The organism is Micromonospora sp. CNZ309, from assembly GCF_002846525.1.
In genome coordinates this window covers 5,030,152-5,050,662 of sequence record NZ_PJNG01000001.1, presented here as the reverse complement: position 1 = coordinate 5,050,662, position 20,511 = coordinate 5,030,152, and the positions used below count along the sequence as shown (strand labels likewise).

At 71.4% G+C, this 20,511-nt stretch carries 18 protein-coding genes; 14 read left to right on the top strand and 4 right to left on the bottom strand.

What is annotated here, in order from left to right:
• Positions 1 to 38: 38 nt before the first annotated feature.
• The 14 genes from CLT72_RS21255 (at position 39) to CLT72_RS21195 (ending at position 11,324) form a co-directional block, all read left to right on the top strand.
• The gene (locus tag CLT72_RS21255) at positions 39 to 617 is read left to right on the top strand and encodes a hypothetical protein (RefSeq protein ID WP_101413283.1); all 579 of its coding nucleotides are present in this window, start codon (positions 39 to 41) and stop codon (positions 615 to 617) included.
• Positions 614 to 877 carry a hypothetical protein gene (locus CLT72_RS21250; protein WP_486484293.1) on the top strand — a complete coding sequence of 88 codons (264 nt, stop codon included), beginning with the start codon at positions 614 to 616 and terminating at the stop codon, positions 875 to 877. Before CLT72_RS21255 ends, CLT72_RS21250 begins: the two co-directional genes overlap by 4 nt.
• A 48-nt stretch (positions 878 to 925) precedes the next feature.
• Positions 926 to 1,423 carry a hypothetical protein gene (locus CLT72_RS21245; protein ID WP_101413282.1) on the top strand — a complete coding sequence of 166 codons (498 nt, stop codon included), beginning with the start codon at positions 926 to 928 and terminating at the stop codon, positions 1,421 to 1,423.
• On the top strand, positions 1,420 to 2,490 hold the full coding sequence (locus tag CLT72_RS32975) for an NlpC/P60 family protein (protein WP_486484292.1): 1,071 nt from the start codon (positions 1,420 to 1,422) through the stop codon (positions 2,488 to 2,490). Before CLT72_RS21245 ends, CLT72_RS32975 begins: the two co-directional genes overlap by 4 nt.
• A 130-nt stretch (positions 2,491 to 2,620) precedes the next feature.
• Positions 2,621 to 2,773 carry a hypothetical protein gene (locus CLT72_RS32000; protein ID WP_158242055.1) on the top strand — a complete coding sequence of 51 codons (153 nt, stop codon included), beginning with the start codon at positions 2,621 to 2,623 and terminating at the stop codon, positions 2,771 to 2,773.
• 55 nt (positions 2,774 to 2,828) lie between these two features.
• Positions 2,829 to 3,986 carry a DUF4314 domain-containing protein gene (locus tag CLT72_RS21235; protein WP_101413281.1) on the top strand — a complete coding sequence of 386 codons (1,158 nt, stop codon included), beginning with the start codon at positions 2,829 to 2,831 and terminating at the stop codon, positions 3,984 to 3,986.
• A 162-nt stretch (positions 3,987 to 4,148) separates the two neighbouring features.
• Entirely contained in the window at positions 4,149 to 5,267 is a 1,119-nt protein-coding gene (locus CLT72_RS21230) for an AAA family ATPase (RefSeq protein ID WP_101413280.1), read from the top strand.
• A 25-nt stretch (positions 5,268 to 5,292) separates the two neighbouring features.
• Positions 5,293 to 6,891, top strand: coding sequence for a vWA domain-containing protein (locus tag CLT72_RS21225; RefSeq protein WP_101413279.1), 1,599 nt, complete (start codon positions 5,293 to 5,295; stop codon positions 6,889 to 6,891).
• Between the two features lie 462 nt (positions 6,892 to 7,353).
• Positions 7,354 to 8,316, top strand: a complete 963-nt coding sequence (locus CLT72_RS21220) for a DUF4192 domain-containing protein (RefSeq protein WP_101413278.1) — start codon at positions 7,354 to 7,356, stop codon at positions 8,314 to 8,316.
• Positions 8,317 to 8,423: 107 nt separating this feature from the next.
• Positions 8,424 to 8,855, top strand: a complete 432-nt coding sequence (locus CLT72_RS21215) for a DUF3085 domain-containing protein (protein ID WP_101413277.1) — start codon at positions 8,424 to 8,426, stop codon at positions 8,853 to 8,855.
• 72 nt (positions 8,856 to 8,927) lie between these two features.
• A complete protein-coding gene (locus CLT72_RS21210; protein WP_101413276.1) occupies positions 8,928 to 9,455 on the top strand; it encodes a hypothetical protein in 528 nt (175 codons plus the stop codon).
• A 501-nt stretch (positions 9,456 to 9,956) separates the two neighbouring features.
• Positions 9,957 to 10,253 (top strand): hypothetical protein, encoded by a 297-nt coding sequence (locus CLT72_RS21205; protein WP_101413275.1) that lies wholly within the window; start codon positions 9,957 to 9,959, stop codon positions 10,251 to 10,253.
• 214 nt (positions 10,254 to 10,467) lie between these two features.
• Positions 10,468 to 10,857 carry a hypothetical protein gene (locus CLT72_RS21200; protein WP_101413274.1) on the top strand — a complete coding sequence of 130 codons (390 nt, stop codon included), beginning with the start codon at positions 10,468 to 10,470 and terminating at the stop codon, positions 10,855 to 10,857.
• Positions 10,854 to 11,324 carry a DUF4262 domain-containing protein gene (locus tag CLT72_RS21195; protein WP_101413273.1) on the top strand — a complete coding sequence of 157 codons (471 nt, stop codon included), beginning with the start codon at positions 10,854 to 10,856 and terminating at the stop codon, positions 11,322 to 11,324. The genes CLT72_RS21200 and CLT72_RS21195 overlap by 4 nt, the downstream gene beginning before the upstream one ends.
• Positions 11,325 to 11,709: 385 nt before the next feature.
• On the opposite strand, the gene CLT72_RS31625 is transcribed toward CLT72_RS21195, so the two are convergent.
• From CLT72_RS31625 to CLT72_RS21175, 4 genes are all read right to left on the bottom strand, one after another.
• Positions 11,710 to 12,858, bottom strand: coding sequence for a DUF2637 domain-containing protein (locus CLT72_RS31625; RefSeq protein WP_486484291.1), 1,149 nt, complete (start codon positions 12,856 to 12,858; stop codon positions 11,710 to 11,712).
• Positions 12,859 to 12,896: 38 nt separating this feature from the next.
• A complete protein-coding gene (locus tag CLT72_RS21185; protein ID WP_486484290.1) occupies positions 12,897 to 15,959 on the bottom strand; it encodes a BTAD domain-containing putative transcriptional regulator in 3,063 nt (1,020 codons plus the stop codon).
• A gap of 297 nt (positions 15,960 to 16,256) precedes the next feature.
• On the bottom strand, positions 16,257 to 18,275 hold the full coding sequence (locus CLT72_RS21180) for a BTAD domain-containing putative transcriptional regulator (protein WP_144082297.1): 2,019 nt from the start codon (positions 18,273 to 18,275) through the stop codon (positions 16,257 to 16,259).
• A gap of 49 nt (positions 18,276 to 18,324) precedes the next feature.
• On the bottom strand, positions 18,325 to 20,178 hold the full coding sequence (locus CLT72_RS21175; RefSeq protein ID WP_101413271.1) for an Hsp70 family protein: 1,854 nt from the start codon (positions 20,176 to 20,178) through the stop codon (positions 18,325 to 18,327).
• Positions 20,179 to 20,511 lie beyond the last annotated feature (333 nt).

Here is a 20,511-nt window from a genome sequence, read left to right as displayed (position 1 = left end):
GGGGTCCTGTCGTATCTGCTTTCCGACAGGAGACCACCGTGTTGTCCTTCGCCGTTGTCCACGACATCACCTCATGCCTCATCGCCGCTGACGCTGAGGCCGACGCGATGGGCTGGGGCCAGCCCGCGACGACGCTGCTCATCCACGACCGGCCCCTGACCATTCCCGGGTCACCACAGGAGATCCGCGGCGTGGAGTTTCCGCTGCATCCTGACGACCTGCTCACCGACCCGGCCAGGCTGTCCGCGCTGCTACACCGCCTCGCCGCCGGCCTCGGCAACCCCGCGGCACCCACGCCCTACCAGACCGTCCTGGACACCATCATCACGCAGATCCGCGCCGCCACGCCCGACTCGCGGCTGCTGGCATGGGCCACCTGCTTTGACGACCTCCTCACCGTCGACGGCCAGCAACGGCCGGCTCGCCGCATCGACGCTGTCGACATCAACAGCCGCCTCTACCAGCTCTCCCACCTGCGCGGCGATGACCACCCGCTCGTCCTCGTCGACGACAGCCCACCATCGGCCGACATCCCCACCACGTATCCCGGCCTGGTCGCGCTGCTGGCCGCCACCGCCCGCTACACCCGAACAAGCACTGCCGAGGGCACCCCGTGACCCCACTAATCCCGCCCCGCAGCGACTCCGACGAGCCGGTCTTCAGCGGGTGCGGACCCGACGGCGCGTCCGTCCGCTGCGAGATCTGCGGCGCGGTCGACGAGATCGACGCCGACGAGATGCCGTCCATGGCCGGCTACGGCGAGGACACGTACGTCCGCTGCACCCGCTGCGGCTCTGTCGAGACCACCGACCCGGTCTTCGGCTGGCGCGCAAAACCCGCCGCCTGGCCGCCCCAGCCCGAGCACGACCACCCATGACGGCTGTCCGCCCGCCGCTTGTCGCCCTCTTACTGAAGGAGTCTGTTTGTGAGCACCCACTGCTACATCGGCGCCACCAGCCCCGACAACCCGCACCTCGTGCACGCCCGGTTCGTGCTCTTCGACGGCCACCCCGCCGTGGTGCTGCCCACCCTGGCCGCCATCTGGGTCGGTTACGCCCAGCACGACACGCGGATGCTGATCACCGCGATCCTCGCCCACGACTGGGAGTACCTCGACCCGGACGTCGCCGCCACCACCCGCTCCGCGTTTTCCGGACAGCGCCCGGTGCCGGGCGTCGGCATGACGCTTGCGTCCAAAGTGGATTCGCCGGAGCCGGTCACGGTGTTTCCGCTGTGCCACGCCGCTCACCTTGACACCGAGTGGATCTACCTCATCGACGCGGACACCGGCACCCTCGCCGTGCACACCAGCGACGGCACCCGCCTCGCCACCTACCACCTGGTCAACTGCCTGGACCCTGGCGGCACCGCCCGGGGCGAGCAGCCGTGCGGGCCGCGATCAGCGGCGGGAGCACCGCGGTGAGCGCCCGCGCGCTCGGCGCGATCGCCGCCGGAGTCATCGCCGCGTTGGTGCTGTGCGCCGGTGGGATCGGCGCGCTATTTGCCGGCGGCGGCGCGGCCTCCGCCGCCTGCTACGGCCCGGCCGGTCCGGACGGGCAATCGCTGCCGCCCGCCGTTCCTTTGTCCCCTCCCGTGGTCGGCGCCGGCGATGGGTGGAGCAGCGAACAGACGGCCAACGCCGCTGTGATCGTCACCGTCGGCGTGGAGCTGAAAGTCCCGCCCCGAGCCTGGGTCATCGCCCTGGCCACCGCCATGCAGGAATCCACCCTGCGCAACCTGCCCAGCGGGGACCGAGACTCCGTCGGGCTGTTCCAGCAACGCCCCTCCCAAGGCTGGGGCACGCCCGCCCAACTGCGCGACCCCCGCTACGCGGCCGGGAAGTTCTACACGGCGCTGCTGGCCGTCAACGGCTGGCAGGCCATGGCGTTGACCGACGCCGCCCAAGCCGTGCAACGCTCCGCCTACCCCGACGCCTACGCCAAGTGGGAAGACGACGCGATCGCCCTGGCCCGTGCTGTGGAATCCGTCAACCCCTCAGCCCTCCCGGCCGATCTTGAGTTATGTCTGAGCACGTGCCCGTCGGTGGGCAGTGGCGGTGCCGCTGGTTGCGCTGACATTGCCACCGTCTTCGCCCGTGCCCACTCGTGGTTGACCGCCTGGTCGGGTGGTCCAGTGCCGTACCTGTCCAGCGGGAATCCGGGCGACTGGTTCCAGGGATACCGGCGTGACTGCTCGGGCTACGTGTCCATGGCCTTGGGCCTGGACGGGCCCGGGTTGAACACCGTCGGGCTGGCCGCACGGTCCACGGTCATCGCCAAGACCGATCTGCGGCCGGGAGACCTGCTGATCAACACCGCTCCCGACCTGCGCGGGCACGTGGTGTTGTTCGAGCGCTGGTCCGACCCGTCGATGAGCCACTACTACGGCTACGAACAAACGGGCGACGGGGGAACGCATCACCGACTCATTCCCTACCCGTACTTCGGTGACTACCCGATGATCCCCTACCGGTACGGGCGGACAAGATGACCGCGCCCGTCGAACGGGGATGTCGCCCTGCATCGCAGGGCGCGAAGCGCTGACCCAGGCCGCACCGACCTTTCGCCGTGCACGACGGCACCGCCGACCTGGACACCCCCAGTCACCGCCGGAAGAACGGATGCGCGCCACCGAGGACGCGCACGCCCACGTACGCGAAGCGCGCGACACGACGCACAGCCGGTTCCAGGAGGCGTGCGCCGTTCTGCGGCACGACGCAGCGCTCATCGAGACCAGTTCGAAGCATGAGCCCTCGCAGGACACGACCCGCTGAATGGCCGGCTGCCCGACACCCATGCCCCCGAGACAAATCAACAGAAGGACATGACATGACCCGCTCAGACAACAACACAAGCCCGCCGCAGCCAGATGACTCCGCTACGGGCCGCCGCTCGGCCCCGGACACCTTCCAGGAGGCAGACCGGGTCGCGCTCGAGCACACCAGCGACCCGCACACCCGGCTGCGCCCTGGCGACGAGGGCACCGTGCGCCGCTACGACCCCGAGCAGCGGGTCCTGGACGTCAACTGGGACAGCGGATCCCGGCTGTCGATGCTCCTCGGCGAGGGCGACCGCGTCCGCCGCCTGCCGAACGCCGGATGGCAGCGCGTGCTCGACGCCCTTCACCACGCCGGGGCCGCAGCCGGCCGAAACGCCGCCGAGTGGTGGGCGCAGGACACCATCGGCGCACGGGCCAGCGGTGAGGTGGCGGCGACCGCGCGGCAGGTCCTCACGGCCATCGAGGCCGCCGATGGGCGCGACATCCAGGGGCTGCCGTTCGCCGACCGGGACGACCTCGCCGCCGGCGCCGCCCGCTACGTCGAGCACGCCCCGCCCGATGCGCCCCCATGGGAGGACCTGCGGGGGCGTCAGCTAGACCAGGCGCGGTGGGCGTGGTGTGACGGCTTCGACGAGGCGGTCGAGGCCGAGGCGGCCCGGCAGTGCCGGATGCTCCTGCACCCCGACGGCGACGACCGGGACCTGCAGCATGTATACCCGCAGCGGGTGCGCCTGGGCGGCCCGGGCGTGTTCGCTGGGGACTGGGCGTGGACGCCCAACGAGGCGGGGGAGATGCGGATCCCGGTCGGGTTCGTCGGCACGCTGGTCGACACGTGGAACGGGTGGGCGGTGTTCACCTGCACCCGCGCGGTCGCCGAGGCGATCGTCGCCGAGCAACAGGCCGCCCGCGACCGCTACCGCCGCTATCTGGCCGCGGAGGGCGCCGCCGCGGCGGACCTGCACCGCCGGGTGGACCAGTCCATGGGCCGGATGTGGTTCGACGGGGACGTCATCGTCGCTGACGACACCCGGGTGCAGGACGACCCGGAGGCGATCGAGCGCATCAGCTCGAACCCGGACGGCGGCTACGTGGTGATGGGCTGGTCCTGGACCTGGCTGCCGGTGCATCCCTACGACTGCGACCGCATCGCCGGGACAATCCCCGACGCACCGGCGACCATCACCCCCACCCCCGCACACCCCCGCTGAGGAATGGCCTGCGGCAAACCCTCACACCGACGGCGCTGAACCGTCCTGCTGTGAGACGGCTCTAGCTTCACCCGATTCCAGTCTCCGCTGCGCGGATTTCGCTTCTGCCCGCGCATCTGGAGACGGGATGCGCGGGCCCTACCCCTTGACGGGAGGACTCGCATGGATCCCACAACTGGACCTGCCACCCCGCCCACACCGGCCGGTGGCGGCAGGCGTCCTGGCTACCTGTACCACAAGGTCGCCTCGTACCTCGTCGCTCATCCGGACCGCATGTTCACGGTCGGGGAGATCACGAAAGCCCTGTCTGTTCCCTCGACCGGGGCTGTCTTCGAGGCGCTGAAGAAGATGGCCGCCGCCGGCTACGCCACCCACCTGACCGGCCCGCACCGCTTCCAGATCACCCAGGCCGGTATCGACGCCGCCGGGATGATGCCGCCGCCCACCCCGCGGACACCCCGCCAAGGACATCGCGGGGCAGGTCGACGGCAGCCGGTCACCCGCCCGAACGGTGACCTGTACTTCCCCCGCAAGCTGGCGGGGGCCACCGACGTGGACGTGCTGCGCCGGCTGCGCGAGAAGCGTATCCCGGTGCTGCTCTACGGCCCGCCAGGCACCGGCAAGACCGCCCTCGTCGAAGCCGCCTTCGCCGACCTGCTCACCGTCGCGGGCACCGGCGACACGGTGGTGGAGGACTTCCTCGGCAACTTCATCCCCCTGCCCGACGGCGGGTTCGAGTTCGTCTACGGCCCCCTGGTCATCGCGATGCGCGAAGGGCGGGCGCTGCTGGTCGACGACGCCACGCTCATCGCGCCGAAGGTCCTCGCCGTGCTGTACCCCGCGATGGACGGCCGCCGCGTCATCACCATTCCCGGGTACCGCAACGAACGCGTCGAAGCCACCGACGGGTTCTACGTCATCGCCGGACACAACCCCGGCGTTCACGGCGCGATCCTCACCGAAGCCCTCGCGTCCCGCTTCGACGTGCACATCGAGGTCACCACCGACTGGGACCTCGCCCGCCACCTCGGCGTCCCCCGACCCGCCGTCGAAGCCGCGATCGCACTCAACACCGAACTCGCCGCCGGACGCATCGGCTGGGCGCCGCAGCTACGCGAACTGCTCGGCTTCACCCGCGTCAGCAAAACCCTCGGGTCCGCGGCGGCCGTGGCGAACCTCGTCGGCCGCGCACCACAAGACGATCGGGAGCAGGTTCACGCCGTCCTCAAACAGCAGTTCGGCACGGACATCAACCCGCTGACCCTCGGCAAACAACGCTGACCCCTCCCGAGAAGGGAAACCACTCATGCCCCATCCCTCCACCCACCGGCGTGCCAGTTCCGGCACCCCGACCCCCAGCGCCCCGGACTGGCGCCCATGGAGCGACGCCTGGACCCGACACATCCCGGTCCTCACCGGCCGCCACGACCTGACCGTCACCGTCGCCCCCGGCGCGGGCGGCGGCGCACCCGCCTGCTTCTACCCCGACGCCCGCCGCATCGAGGTCGACGCCACCCACATCGGCGCCCCCGACATCACCGACCCCCGCAAAGCCGGACACAAACGCCTGGTACCCACCGCCTACGGGCTGCTCGTCCACGAAGCCGCCCACGCCACCCACAGCCTGTGGACAACACCCGCCGGCACCCCGCCGATCGTCGCCACCGTCGCCGACCTGCTCGAGGAATCCCGCGCCGAGAACCGCCAACGCACCCGGCGGCGCGGCGACCGCCGATGGCTGCGCCACACCGTCACCACCCTGCTTGACCCCGACGACGCGCCCGTAGACGACGCCTGGCACGCCGCCCACCTCGCCGGGCTGCTCCTCGCCCGCGTCGACGCCCGCATCATCACCGCCAAAGACACCAAAGGAGTCCGCGCCGCCGTCACCGCCGTCCTCGGCCGCACCACCCTGCGCCAGCTGCGCGACCTGTGGCACCAAGCCCACACCGTCGACGACACCGACGCCACCGCCATGACCAACCTTGCGTGGCAGTGGTGCCGCATCCTCGCCATCGACCCCCACCAGCAACCCGAGCCGCCACAGCCAGACCCCGGCGCGTTCCCCGGCCAGCTCGCCCAGGCACTCGCCGACTACCTCGCGCACGCCGCCGGCCTGACCCCCGCCGAATACACCACCAGGCAGATCCACCCCCGGCACAGCGCACCCGCGTCGTGGACACGCCGAGACCCCACCGACGCCGAACGTGCAGCCGCCCGCCACCTCGCCGCGCGGCTGCGCCGCGCCCGCACCCACCAACCCGAACCCGACACGCGTCCCAGCCCGATACCACCCGGGCGGCTACGCACCCGGCACGCCATCACCGCCCAAGCGCAGATCGCCGCCGGTAGCCTGCCCACCGCCACACCCTGGCAGCGCCGCGCGCACGTCCCACCGCCGAAGCCACACCTGCACCTGGCAGTGCTCGTCGACACCTCCTACTCGATGCACCCCTACGCGGCGCCGATGTCCTCAGCCGGGTGGATCCTCGGCCACGCCGCCCACACCAACCAGGCCACCACCACCATGATCGGATTCGGCAGTCGAGCCACCCTGCTCGTGCCTCCTCGGCAGCACCCCTCCCACGTCCTCGAAATGCGGGCGGTCGGCGGCACCACCGCGTTCCTCGACGCGGTGAAACTCGCCGACCAGCTCCTGCACCTGCGCCAGCCGGGGCGGCTGCGGATGCTCGCCGTCGTCTCCGACGGCGACCTACCCAACCCCGACCCCGCGCAACGGCTCATCACCACCCTGCACCAGTCCGGGTGCGCGGTGCTGTGGCTGCGCCCCGCCGACCTGACCGGGCACACCTTCACCCACACCAGCACGCTGATGGTCGCCGACCCCATCGAGGCGGCCGACGCGATCGCCGACGCCGCCGTCACCGCACTCGAACACGCCTGACCACGAGCCCCCGCGAGTGATGGGCTAGGCGAGGCCAAGGCTCGCACTCCCGCTAAACGGCGCTACTCGCCAACGCCCTCACCCCCGGACGGCCACGCCGCCGGCAGCGCGAGCCACGGCATCGAAAAGGCCGCCGGCCTCGCATCCGCCCTCACCCCACACCACCCGCCTGGGCGTCGACCTCGAGACGAAGCCTGCGCGGCTGGCAACGCCGAGGTGCCGCCGTGCTGCTGCCCGACGCCGCGCTGACCGCCCCGCAGTCGCCGCTGTTCGCAAGGCCCGCCCATCGGCGCCTGCCTCGGCCTTGGCGCTTGTCCTCGCGATCACCGCAGATGACCAACCCCTGACCTGAGCCAACAGGCGGTGGCGGTCACGAAGCCCTGATCTGCCGCCGGCACACCACCTCGAAAGCTCCGCACGCCCCACGGCGGCGGAGCCCTTCCTTTTAGGAGTGATCCCACCATGACGCACGACCAGCCGGCCCGGCTGCCGGTGACCTCGATCAGCGACCTGCTCGCCGCCGTGCCGTACCTGCTCGGCTTCCACCCCGCCGACAGCCTCGTCATCGTCGGCCTCACCGGACAACGCATCACCGTGGCCGGCCGCGCGGACCTGCCCGATACCGCCGCGATCACCGACTGGGCGCCCGTCACCGCACGGCAGTACCTTGACCTGCTGCGCAACGTCGACGCCACCAGCGCGATCCTGATCGGCTACGGACCCGCCACCACCGTCACCCCGGTCATCGACACCCTCACCTCACGCGTGAACGCCGCCGGCATCACCCTGCTCGACACACTGCGCGTCACCGACGGCCGCTACTACTCCTACCAATGCCCGGACCCCGGCTGCTGCCCGCCTGACGGAGTGCCGTTCGACCCGCACTACAGCCCCACCGCGGTGCACGCGATCGTCGCCGGGCAGACCGCCCTGCCCGACCGAGCGGCTCTCGTGGCCAGCATCGCCCCCACCAGCGCCGTCACCGCCGAGGCAAGCCGACCGGCACAGCACCGCGCACTCGCCATCATGACCGCCGGCGGGCGGTCGGCGCTCATCCGCGCCGGCAGGAAAGCCGTAGACGAGGCGCTCGCCCGCTACGCCGCCGACGCCGTCCTCACCGACGACGAGGTGGCCTGGCTGTCCGTCCTCCTGGCCGACGTCGCCGTTCGTGACCATGCCGGAAAGGCCACCGGTGACCAACCGTGGCACCTGGCCCTGTGGACCGACATCACCCGCCGCGCCGACCCGGCCTACGCCGCCGCCCCCGCCACCCTGCTCGCCCTCACCGCCTGGCGGCACGGCCAAGGCGCCCTCGCCAGCGTCGCCCTCGACCGGGCGTTCGCGGCCGACCCGGACTACCGCCTCGCCCACCTCATCGACCACGCCCTGCGCCACGGCATCCCACCCACAGCCCTCAACGACTGACCCACTCCAGCAACCCGCCCGGTAACCCACGGGCACCTCAAACCCCCGGATCCAACCCGCCCGTCCGGCTAACCGGGGTTCTATCGCCACATCGCAAGGAGAGCCTGATGGCCCTGCACCTGTACTTCGACCTCACCGACACGCTACGGCTGGCCGAACACGCCGTCGCCGCCGCTGAGCACGCTCCGACCTTCACCGAACGCGAAGAGCAGACCCCCTGCCGGGGTGCGCTGGAGTGGGTCCACGACCACGGCGTCTACCTCATGTCCAGCGGCCTGCCCCGCCTCAAGGATTCGAACCGGCCCCAGACGAACCTCGTCGTCTACGCCCACGGCTGGAATCCCGACACCGACGGCCACCGCCACGACCCAAACCTCGGCGGCGACGACTTCGTCGAACACCTACACCTCACTGAGGCGCCCACACCGCTGATCGACACGCTCCGCGCCGCCCACGCCGCCGGCGACCGGTGGCTGCACCTGACCGTCAGCGCCGACACCTACGAGGCGCGCGTCGCCCGCACCCGCCGCCCCGACTGACCACCGCGCCCGACGGCCCCGCCCCCACCCGAGGGCGGGGCCGTCGGCTTCTTCACCGAACTGGGAGACCGCATGTCCACCCCTGACAACCACGAGCAACAACCCACGAGCCTCGAGGCGGTCCTACGCGACGCGTGGGACGCCTTCCACCCCGGCCAACCAGCTCCGCTGGGATGGCTCACCCACACCGCCGCACGCATCCACGACCACCTCCACGCCCAGCAGCCTGCCCTGACCGTGACCGCCCCGCCAGCGGTCATCAACGACCAGCAGGCGGCCCTGCGCCGGCACGTGTGGCAGACACTGCGCGACGCCGCCGCCGAGGACGACATCGACCCGGACGCCGCCGACCGGATCCTGCATGCCCTGCAGTTGCCGGGACTGCCGCGCTGCTGGCAGGTCCGCCTCACCCTGCCGCTGATGATCGAGGTCACCGCCACCAGCCAGGACGACGCCGTCGAGGCCGCCGAGGACGCCATCGACGCCGCACTCACCGGCACGAGCCACGACATCCACCTCGACTGGGACAACACCACCCGAGACGACGCCACCCCCGGCGACATCGACACCACCGCCGACACCCCCGCCGGCCTGCGATGACACCCTCATCCGCCGACATCGCCTCCGTGCAGGCCTGGTCGTGGCCCGATTGCGCCAAGGCGACCGCCCGTACTGCGGCCACGGCACGTGCGTGTTCCCGCACACGACCACACCACCGCTACGACCCCGACGGCCACGACCTCAGCGAGGCGCAGCCGATGCGCTGCCGGCACTGCGGCCAGCCCGCCCATTACGACGCCCGTCTCGGCGACTACCGCCACGACGACCCCGCCACGCCCGGCTGCTCCCTCATCCATCGCGGCGACTGAACCCACCCCTGACATCGAGCGGCTCGCCTCGGCGATGCTCCAGCCGGATCGCCCATGAGTGCACCGACAAATACCGCCCGGGGCCGGCCGGCGACTTGATCAATACGCAAAGTCGAGCGTGACTGCACCTCGGCCCTGCCACCCCTGCGGCGCCCGACCGCGACAACCCATGCCGCTGCCGCAGAGATGGAGGCTCGAATCCGCCGAACCCAACGGAAAGGGGCATCAACTCATGGTCTCCCAGCACCGCCGCGCAATACCGCACGCGGTCACCGACATCCTGCTGTGGCTGCTCGCCAGCGACGTCGCCGCCGCCCACCTACCGCAGCCGCACTCGCCCGGCCGCTGCAGCAACCTGCGCTGCGCCGGCCAGGCGTACCCCTGCCCACCCATACGCGACGCCCACCGTGCCCAGCAAGCCGCCAGCCGCCCCCAGTCGCAAGCGCGAGGCCGCGCCCGGGTGCTCACCACCGCCAACCCACTCAATGGCTGGTTCCGACCAGCCCACACCCAGCCCTGCGCCGCCTGAGCAACGGCAGCGCCCGTACGCCCAGCGAACAGTCCACACGCCCGTCACAGGGCAGTGACTGCGCCTCGGCCAGCCTGGCCCGCCAGGTGCAGTCAGCGGGCCGCCAGCCCAGCACTGGCGCCAGCAGCCGCACCCATTCGCACCACATCTCAGCCGACACCAGGGAGCGTTGCCATCCGGCGGCGCTCCCTGCCGTGAGACGAAGGAAGACGTCATGCAACACGTGCCCACCCCCGGCGACGATCCTGTCGAACCGAATGTTGACGAGCCCCTCAGCGTCGGCGATCCGGTCCTGGGAAAGTCGCGGCTGCTGTCGCGGCAATGCGACACCTGCATCTTCGCCCCCGGCAACCGTATGCACCTCGAAGCGGGACAGTTGCGTGCTCTCGTCACGCAGGCCCGCGAGCAAGAGCGCTACATCATCTGTCACGACACCTTGCCGCATTACCTGTACCCGCAGGCCAAACCCGCGATCTGCCGCGGGTTCGCCGACCGCTACCGCACCCGAGCCCTGGAACTCATCGAGCGGCTCTGGGGCTTCGTCGAGGTCGACCCACCCCAACCGCCCGAGCGTCACGACAGAACGGAAGGAGCTGACCGGTGACCACCATCGAGGACTTCATGCGCCACCAGAGCGAGATCATCGACCGGGTCGGCTGGTCGGTGACACTCGTCGACCCCGGCGCGGACGACACCGACGACACCGACGACAGCGTCCCGTTCGCCTACACCGTCGGGCTGACCGACCACGGCTATCCCGAGCTGCTGATCGCCGGCCTCGACCCCGCCATCTCCCAGCAACTGCTCAACGACCTAGCCGCCCGCGTCTACGACCAGGCCGAGCGCTTCACCCACGGCCAGCGGCTCGGCAACCTGATCGCCGGCTACGACGTGACCATCATCGACGGCGCCCCCGCCGAACAACTGCACCCGGGCGCCGCGATTGCCCGATACGGCCACCAGCAGGTCCGCGTGCAGCAGATCGCTTGGCCCGACCCGGCAGACTGCTTCCCCTGGGACGACGGCTACGCCTACCCGGCGTCGGTGCAGCCGGCTATCGGCTGTCCTTGAACGGACGGACGCGCCGTCGAGCAAGGAAGCGCCCGCTGACGGACAGAAGTCCAGGGGCTGCCACGGCGTCGGCAGCCGCAGGCACAGCGTGCACTGCCGGGCACCACACCTGACGCTGCCCCTTTGCGGCCCCGCGATGAACGGTGGGCTGGGCAGGGCCCCTGTCCAGCCCACCGCAGCACCTCGGTTCCTTTTCATGCATGCAACTCGGTCCGGCTGGACCTGACCGGCGCCTCGGAGCAGGAGAGGGAACCTTTTGTCGTTCGGTCGCGTCATGCGGGGTCCGCCGTCGGCGATCCGGTCGCGCCTGCCCAGCCGGACCGGGGTGGACTCGGACCCGGCAGGCGGCGATCCGTCTGCCCTGAGGCGGGTTTGGCGTGGGTAGTCAGCGGCGGAGGCTGTCGGCGAGGTGACCGTTGACGTGCGGCGTGCCGTCTGGTGGCGGTGGCGGCCAGTACCGGCGGACGGTGCGCTCGGACCGGCTGATCCGTGCGGCGATCTGGGCGGGGCGGAGGCCAGGGTCGAGGTGGTGCCAGTACGCCACCGCGGCGGCGGTGCCCGAGGGCACCTCGTGCTCTTCCAGCATCCCATCTGGGGTCCGCACGGGCTGTCCGTCGGCGTCGTCGTTGTCGTCGGGTGGTGTCCCCAGGGTCTCGGCTGGCGGCGTCGGCGCGACTTCGGGAGTCGGGCCGCCGTGCCGACGCAGGCGCCTTGGTTCGATTTTCGAGTGGGGTGCGGGGGTTTCCTGACCAGGGAGGTCGTGTGCTGCATGACCGTGCCGGCATTGTGCCTCCGCGGGTGGAACGGATGACGATGCCTGGGCGACGATGGCGCTGTCGGCTGCTTCTGGCGCTGAGATCGGGTCGGCTGGACGTGCGGGTCCGTGAAGCGTGGCGGTGATGCCGGGCCGGGAAAGTGCGCCTGCGCCGGCCGTGAGAGCCGCAGCCCCGGCGGAGTCTTGGGCGTGGCCGGCTCCTGGCGGAGGGGCGTCTCGACCTGCGGTGGGGGGCGTCGCGGCCGCGGGTGGCGTCCCTGTGCTCGGCCGCTGCGGCGCGGTGTCGGCGGTGGCTGTTGCTGCGGCTGGTGTGGTGTCGGACCGAGCGGCAGACGTGGGCGCGGTGGCGCGGATTCTGCCAGTGATTTCAACGAGGCTGACGCTGGCGACGATGACGAGCCCGCCCACGGAGATGGGCAGCAGGTATGAGGCTCCGGCTTGGGTTTCGCCGTAGCGGGCGGCGACGCCGACGAGGTGCCAGTAGGAGACCCAGGTGGCGATGGCGGCGACGACGGCGGTCGCGGCTATGCGGATTATGCCGAGGGAGCGGCGGTGCTGGGGGACGCGGGAGATCAGCTCGACGGTGAGCAGGAGTGCCAGGGGCGGCCACGCGGCGATGATCTGGCTGATCGGGTTCGGTCGGGCGTGGAGGACGTTCGCGGCGATGGAGGCGGCCAGGCCGAGGGTGAGTGCGGCCCGTACCGCCCACCGCAGCCGACGCAACTGTTTGACAGACACCGTTGGGTCCGCCTGGTCCACGGACCCGCGCGCCTCTGTCGTGATGGGCGCTGGCGTGCTCATGCGGTCGGCCCCGGCTCATCGGGATGGCGGGCGCGGCCGTTCGACTGGCGTTGGCCCTGCTCGGTGAGGAGGCGGGCGGCCAGGGTGAGGGTGTCGTGATGGGGTTCGGCGTCGATCTCGGCGAGGCGGCGGGTCAGGGTGCGGTGTAGGGCGCGGACGGTATCGAGGCGGCCGAGCTGCGCATGGACGCGCATCGCGGTCTGGTACAGGGTTTCGGCGTAGGGGTGTTGGTGCAGTGCGGTGTCGAGGACGGCGGCCTGGTCGGCGGGTTGTCCGGCGAGCTCATCGAGGAGGGCGAGTGCGGCGTCGAAGGCTTCCTGGCGAACAGCGTGGCGGTGTGGTTCCAGCCATTCGTAGTCACAGTCCTCAGCGAGGGGGCGGTAGGTGTCGACGGCGCGGCGTAGCGCCGCGATGCGTTCGGGCTCGGCGGTGGCGGTGTCGGCGGTGCGGATCGCTGTCCGCATGCGCCACAGGTCGATGTCGAAGCGGTCGGGGTTGAGCTGGTAGCGGTGGTTGTGGTGGGTGAGGTAGGTGCCGGGTCCGGCGTTGTGTCGTAGCACGGCGCGCAGGTCGGACACGTAGGTGTGGAGGCGGTGCAGGGCTTTGCTGGCGGGGGCCTCGGGCAGCAGGTCGTCGAGGATCGCCTCGGTGGAGGCGCTGCCGTCGCGGACCGCCAGGTACACCAGCAGTTCAAGGGACTTGGCACGCAGACTGCGGCCCGGGTCGTAGTCGACGAGAGCGGGCGCGCCGAGCACGTTCACCTCGACCCGGCCGCGCTGCGGCTTCTGCGGTGGGGCCTGCTCGGCTTGGGTACTGGCCTGGCCGTTGTGGTGGATGCTGGTGTCTGCGAGATCGACGTCGCCGCTGCTGTGGGCCGTCTCCTTATGGTGATGGCCTGCCTCGATGCCGGTGGTGGTGGCGACGGCGTTCGGGTCGTGGCTGTCGCGGTCTTCCCCTTGGCAGCCGGCGTCGGTTGCTGAGTTCTCGCCAGGTTTCTCGGTCATCGCTGCCGTGCGGGTGGGGTTTGCTGGCTCCGGCGTGCCGGGGCTGTAGTCGGGTGCCGGTTGCGGTGGCGCGGGCGTGGCGTCGGGGGCGGGTGCGGGCCGTTGGCCGGTGTGGGATTCGGCGAGCGTCGTGATCAGGTCGGCGGTCTCGGTGGGGTTGAGCACGGTGAGCCGGCCGAGGTCGGCGGGGCGGTGGCCGTGGCGGGCGTCGCCGTCGCCGGGGGTGGTCGCGCCGTCGGCGGCGACGTCGATGGTGTTGCCCTCGGGCCACGATCCGAGGAGCACGCCGTGAATGTCCAGGCGTTGGCCCTGGGCGAGCGCGGCGGCGATGCGGGCGCGCTGGTGGCGTTTGGTGGCGTCGGCGAGCAGCATGACCGGTGCGAGGGGGTCTTCGCCGGGGTCGGCGGCCCGAAGGTCGGTGACGGTGTCGACTTCGTGCTGGTAGAGCAGTCGGGTGCGGTGCAGCGCCTGTGCTTCGAGCAGTTGCAGGGCGTCGTCGAGGTTGCCGGTGATGGTCAGCCTCGGTGTGGAGGCAAGGGTGACGGTGTCAGTGTCCAGCAGGGTCGCCGCAGTCGCGGACGGCATCACCACCTGGGTGCGCGCGTCGGGTTGGTCCGTGTGGCCTGTGGCTAGGGCGGCGACCAGGAAGCCGCGGGCGGCGGCTTCCGCGCCGGGCCCGGTCAGGCCCAGTCCCGCTGGCGGCCACACCGCTGACAGAGGGTGCGTCAGTGCTGGCGCCACCGGCAGCGAGCGGCTGACAGGGCCGTCGGGGCTGTTGTGGTGCCGGTCGTCGTTGGAGTTGGTGAGGCCCTCGGCGTGGACGTCGTCCGAGCCGCTGCCAGCGTGTGTAGGGCTTTGGTCGTTGAGGTCGTCGTCGGCGTCGCACGTAATGCCGCGGCCTGTCGTGTGCGGTCGGGCGGTGGCGTGGCGCAGGCCGCGGCGGATCTGCCCGACGGCGCGGGGCATGGGCGCTAGGTCCGGATCCTTGTGGCGGGGCAGCGGTGATGGGATGTGGGGGACGTAGCGGCGTTGCCGGTGGATCCAGACCAGCGCGACGGCGGCGGCGATGGCCAGAGCGAGGCCGACGTCGACCCAGCTGCCGCTGGGCAGGGAGATTCCGCGCGTCCGGCCTGTGCTGGGCTGGCTGGCTGAGCTTTGGCTCGCGGTCACGTCATCGGCAGGGTTGCTGGGTGTTGGTGCGGCAGTGCTCCCGCCGTCGGGTGCGGCCGTCGTCGTGTGGCTAGGAGCGGGGGCGTGTGGCTTGCTCGGCGCGGTCGGCTCCGCAGGGGGCGTGATGTCGTGGGCCGGCGGTTTTTTCCCTACCTCTGGGGGTGTGGGCGTTGAGGGTTTGGGGCGGGGCCGGTGACCAGGCGGCGGGGTGGCGTCGGCGGGCAGGTCGAGGGTCCAGCCGGGGTGGATGACGTTCGGGTTGTGCAGGGTGCCGCCAACGTCGGCGAAGCGGGTGCCGCAGTTGAGGGTGAAGATGTCCGGCCAGCGGCTGGCATCGCCGAGCCACTGCTCGGCGATCTCGGACAGGGTGTCACCGCGTTCGACGGTGTAGGTGTATTCCCGGCCGGCTGCCATAAGCGTCAGCGTCCGATCGGCGTTCACCTCTAGGCTGGGCAGGCTAGTGGTCGAGGGCCGGGTGGTGTGCTGGTCGGTGTCGTGGCTGGTTCCGGCTGCTGGCGCGGCGGATGCCGGGGTTGCTGCGGCTGCAGAGCTGACGGCGGTGGCACCGAGCAGGGCGGCGGTGAGGCCTTGCAGCGGGCCCGGGAGGCGCAGGGCGGGCAGCCAGCGCAGGGTATGGGCTAGTCGTGCGTAGGCGCGGGTCAGCATGGAGGTGGCCAGGAGCAGCCACAGGACCACAGCGGCGCCCTGAACGAGGGTGATGACGAACTCGGGGGTCAGCGGCTGTTGAATCCACTGCCGCACGGCCGCCCGGGCCGGTAGTCGAGGCGCGGGCCAAATGTCAGCAGCGTCGAGCCAGGCGCATATCGCGGCGGTGAAGGTCAGCGACGTGATGCTCGCGGCGATGGCCGCTGATCTGGACCTCACAGAGCCTCCCTGTGCCGTTCATGGACCGCCGTAGACGTCCAAGTCCTAGCGTTGAGTTGGCACGCGCAGTGCTGGGCGAAGGCGCGGCGGTATCCCGGTGAGTGACTGCGGGCTACGGATGCGATGACGCTATGGCCGTGGAGGTGGCCGTGGAGGAGCCTGAGGAGTCACAGCTCCTCACACGACCTCACACGGCCTTACACCCGCAGGTCAGCAGCCCTGCGGCGTGGCTGCTTCCGTCGTGGTCGAGTCGGGTGGATCCCGGAAAGGATGGTGGCAGCAGGCGAAATGCGTTGGCTACAGGCTGACCGGGCCGCTGCTGGCGTACTGGGTCCGGTGGAGGCTGCTGCCGGTCGGATGCAGTCCCGCAAGGGTGAGCCGGCGGGTGTACGCCTCGCGCAGCCGGACGGCGGCGCTGTGGTTGCCGAGTGCGGTGAGGATGTCGATGGCCCGGCGGTGCAGGTCCTCGTTGTAGGGGTCGACGCGGATGCCGCTCTGAAGGATCTTCAGAGCCTGACGCGGGTCGGGTTCGGTGGACGCGGCGGCGGTGTGGGCGTCGATGATGAGGCGGCGGGTGGCCTCTCGTGGTGGGTCGGCCCAGGGCCAGGTGTGGTTGTCGGCGAGGTCGCCGGTGTAGGCGTCTATGACGGCGCGCCACGCGGCGTAGTGGTTGGTGAGCGTGGTGGCGGCGTGGTGGGCCGCGCTGTGGAGCTGCCACAGGTCGACGTCGATCTGGCCTGGGTCCAGGTGGTAGCGGTCGTCGGTGTGTTCGATGATCGCGACGGTGGTCGAGGTGCGGATGGTGGCGCGTAGGTCGCTGAGGGTGGTGTAGAGGCGGCGGGTGACGGTGTGGGCGGGTAGGCCGGGCCAGATGGCGTGGACCAGTTGTGTGGTGGTGGCGCCGTCGGGGTGCACGGCGAGGAAGACCAGCACTTGCAGGGCGGCGCTGCGGCGGATCGTGACCGGTTGTCCGTCGACGAGCAGGGCGGGTCGGCCGAGCACACGCAATTGGACGAGGGATGGTGGGGGCACGGGTGGCTGGGGCGTGGTGTGCGGGGTGTGTCTGCTGGGCTGGCGGGGGATCCGAGCGTGACCGCCGTCGACAGGTCGGGGCGGTGTGGATTCGGTGGCGGCGTCGTCGTGTGGTGTGGGAGTGGGGTGGCCGAGGACGGTGAGCAGGTGCGTCGCGGCGGTCTGGTCGAGGACACACAGCCGGGGTCCTGCCTGCCCAGTCTGGTCGTCGCGGGTGTGACCGTGGCGGTCGACGTGCCAGGTGCGCCCGAGTGGCCCGGTGCCGAGCGTGACGATGTGGGCCTGCCCCGCCAGGGCGGTCAGCCGGCTGGCCGTCGCGGTGGACGGCGGATCGGTGACCAGCACCAGGGGTGTCATGGTCGGCTCCCCGTCGGGCCTTGCTGGTGGGGCCGTATGGGTGGACAGCAGCGTGACAGCTTGCTCGCCCGTGTCCACCACCTGTAGCCCGGGGATTGAGGCGGCCACTGCGGTGATGTCGGGCACGAGGGTGGTGAGGGCGGCGCGGGTGATGAGCACCCGGGTCGTGTGGGACGGGTCGCGTAGGGCGGTGAGGAGCCGGGTGACGAGGACACCGCGGGCGGCGTCGGCGGCGCCGTCGCCGGTGAACGCCACGCCGGTGGCCGGCAGGTCCGGCACCGTGCTGGAGGTGGTTGCCGGCTGCTGGCGGTCGGCGACGGCTGCTTGCACGGCGGTGACCGTGGCTGGCAGCGGTGTCAGCTGTGACGCTTCGCCGGTGTGGCCGGGTTGGTAGACGCGGCGACGGCGCAGCCACAGCAAGGCAGCGGCGGTGGCGATCTGCTGGGCGGTGTCGTTAGGTAGCCAGCCGCCCGGCACCGCCACCCCCGCGTCGCCGGTGTGGTTCCACGCCCCGTCGGCGGTGTGCGGGTCGACGCCGCCGATGGAGACGGGTGCCGGTGGGGCCGGGGGGTCTGTGGTGGGGGTGTGAGCGGTGGTGAGGGCGGCGGCGCCAGCGATGCTGGTGGCGGCGGCCTGCCACGGTGTGGGCAGGGGCAGGCGGCGTAGCCATCGGGCGCCTGCCCGTAGCCGGCGGGCGGTGGTCACCGCAACCGTGTAGGCCAGGCCCAGCCAGAGGAGCCAGGCCAGGGCGGTGAGCCCGGCGGTGAGCGTGCGAGAGGTGAGCGGGTTCGCGACCCAGTGGCGTAGCTGCGCGCTGGTTGGCCAGCCAGGCAGCGGCGGCTCGGTGAGAGTGGCCAGCAGCCAGGGTGGTATCGCCAGCATCGCCGCGACGAGGGCTGCGCCGGCCAGCCGGCGAGGCCACCTCATCCCCGGTACTCCCCGACGGCCACATGCTCGTAGGACGCGACGGGTCGGCTCATCCGGCTAGCCGGGCTGAGGTGTGGGGGCGTAGGAGGCGGGTCCACAGCTGGCGCAGCCACCACACGGCCACGGCGACCGCGTAGATCGCCCCGAGCATTCCCGTGGCCGGCCAGCTGACCAGCGCGGCGGCGATGACCGCCAGGGGCGCGCCCAGGATCAGCCGCAGGACCGGCTGGGACACCACGGCCATGACCGTCCCGACGCCGAGGAGCGCCCCGCCGACCCGGCCGGCGATGTCGATCCACAGCACCATGTCCGGCCACCGGTCCGCGGTGACGGAGTACTGGATGAGCAGCATCCCGAGCCCGGCGGTGACCACCGACCCGGTGGGGAACGCCAGCAGCCGCGACCAGCCACCCTGCGGGATACGCCACTGCCGGGCGGCGACCAGGGCCATCACCGCGGCGGCGGCCGTGACAGGCGCGACCGGCAGCAGTGCCCAGCGGAGGAAACCGTTGACGGGCTCACCGATGTAGAGGCTGCCGATCACGGCATACATGCCGGCGACCGCAACAGCCAGGGACGCTGACGCCAGGATCCCGGTACCGATCTGGGCACCGGGGCTCACCGGCGTGGTGGTGGGGCGAGCGGCGAGCGCGGAGGCGAGGACGGTGCCGGCGCCGAGGCTGGCGATCATGGCGAAGACAGCGGCCATCGCCAGTTCACCCCAGTTGAGCCATGCCTGCCGATACATGAGGGCGCCGTGCCACTCGGCGGTGAGGAGGAACTGGGAGACCAGACCCAGCGACGCGAACCCCGGCACCGCGATCCCCGCTGCCCGCCGCACTGGCGGCATCGGCTCCCCCTCAGGCGGCACCGCCGCTGCGGCGTCAACAGCGCCGATGTCCGCGGCGCCGCGCACGGCCGCCGTCGAGGGCTCCGCGACCACGATCGGCGTCAGCGGTAGAGCCTCGGTGAGGACTTTCTGCAGCAGCGGCAGCCGCGCGACACCACCGACGCAGTAGACACCGGCAAGCTCCTCCATGCTGACCTCCGCCGCAGCGATCGCCTCCGTCGTCAGCTTGGCGACCCGGTGCAGGACGGGCTGGGCGGCCTGGTCCAGCAGGCCAGCGGTGAGCACCACGGCCGACGCGTCGGGCAGCGGCACCGTCACCGCGGCGCGGTCGGCCAGGGCCTGCTTCGCCGCGCTCACACTGGCCGCGAGAGCCCACCGCTGGCCATCTCCATCAGGTGGGCTGGTGGCCGTCAGCGTGGCGGCGAGGGCGTCGTCGATCGCCGTGCCGCCAGCGGCCGTGTCGGCCAGGGTCGCCAAGACCTCGAACCCGGCGGGACCGCGCCGCAAAACACTGACCTCCGCACCGGCCCCGACGTCACAAACAACGATGAACGCCCCAACCGGCAGTTGGACGCCGGTGACGAGGAGGTGCCCAGCAACCGCCACCGGCGCCTCGACAAGACGAGGCTGGGGAATGCCTGCCCGATGCGCGGCGTGGCGCAGCCAGGTGCGCCGGCGCGGTCCCCAGCCGGCAGGCACCACCAGCCGCACGTCCTGCAGCGGGCCCCCGACCGTTTCTTGCGCTTGCGCTGCGACGCGGCGCAGCGTGGCGGCGACTAGGCCCACGACCTCGACCTGTTGTCCCGCGATGCTCAGGTGCTGCTCCGGAGCCTGTCGGGGAGCCGGTATGAACCTGTCCGGGGTGCTGACGGCGACCTGCCACGCCTGATGGCCTGTCAGCGTGTCCCCCTCCGGCGGTAGAAGGACCGCGCTGGGCAACTCGGGCTCACCATCGAACAGCAGCGGTGACCAGGTGCTGTCCGACCAGGCCAGCACAGCGGTCGTGCTGGCGCTACCACAGTCGATCGCCAGCCGCGCCTGCCCCGCCCGCATAGACCACAGTCAAACATGACGATCACACCCACGTCAGCCCGGAACTACTCACAAGCATGAAAGGCCCAGGTCAGGGTTCGCTCACGGCCCCCCGCATTGTCGCCAGGACCCGTTCCGGTCGGGTCCTCGGGCGGCCGGAGCACCTACGGCCGTGGGCCGGTGATGGCGTACAGCGCCACCAAGGCGACCCGGACTCGCTCACCCGCGTTCTTGCGTGGAACTTCCGGCGCGCCGTCCTGCGCCGACCTCGCTCACCGATGAGGGCCCGGCTCTCGCCGTGAGAGCCGGGCCCTGGCACGTCCGTCGGGCAGAATGCCCATCGTGGGCGGCTGG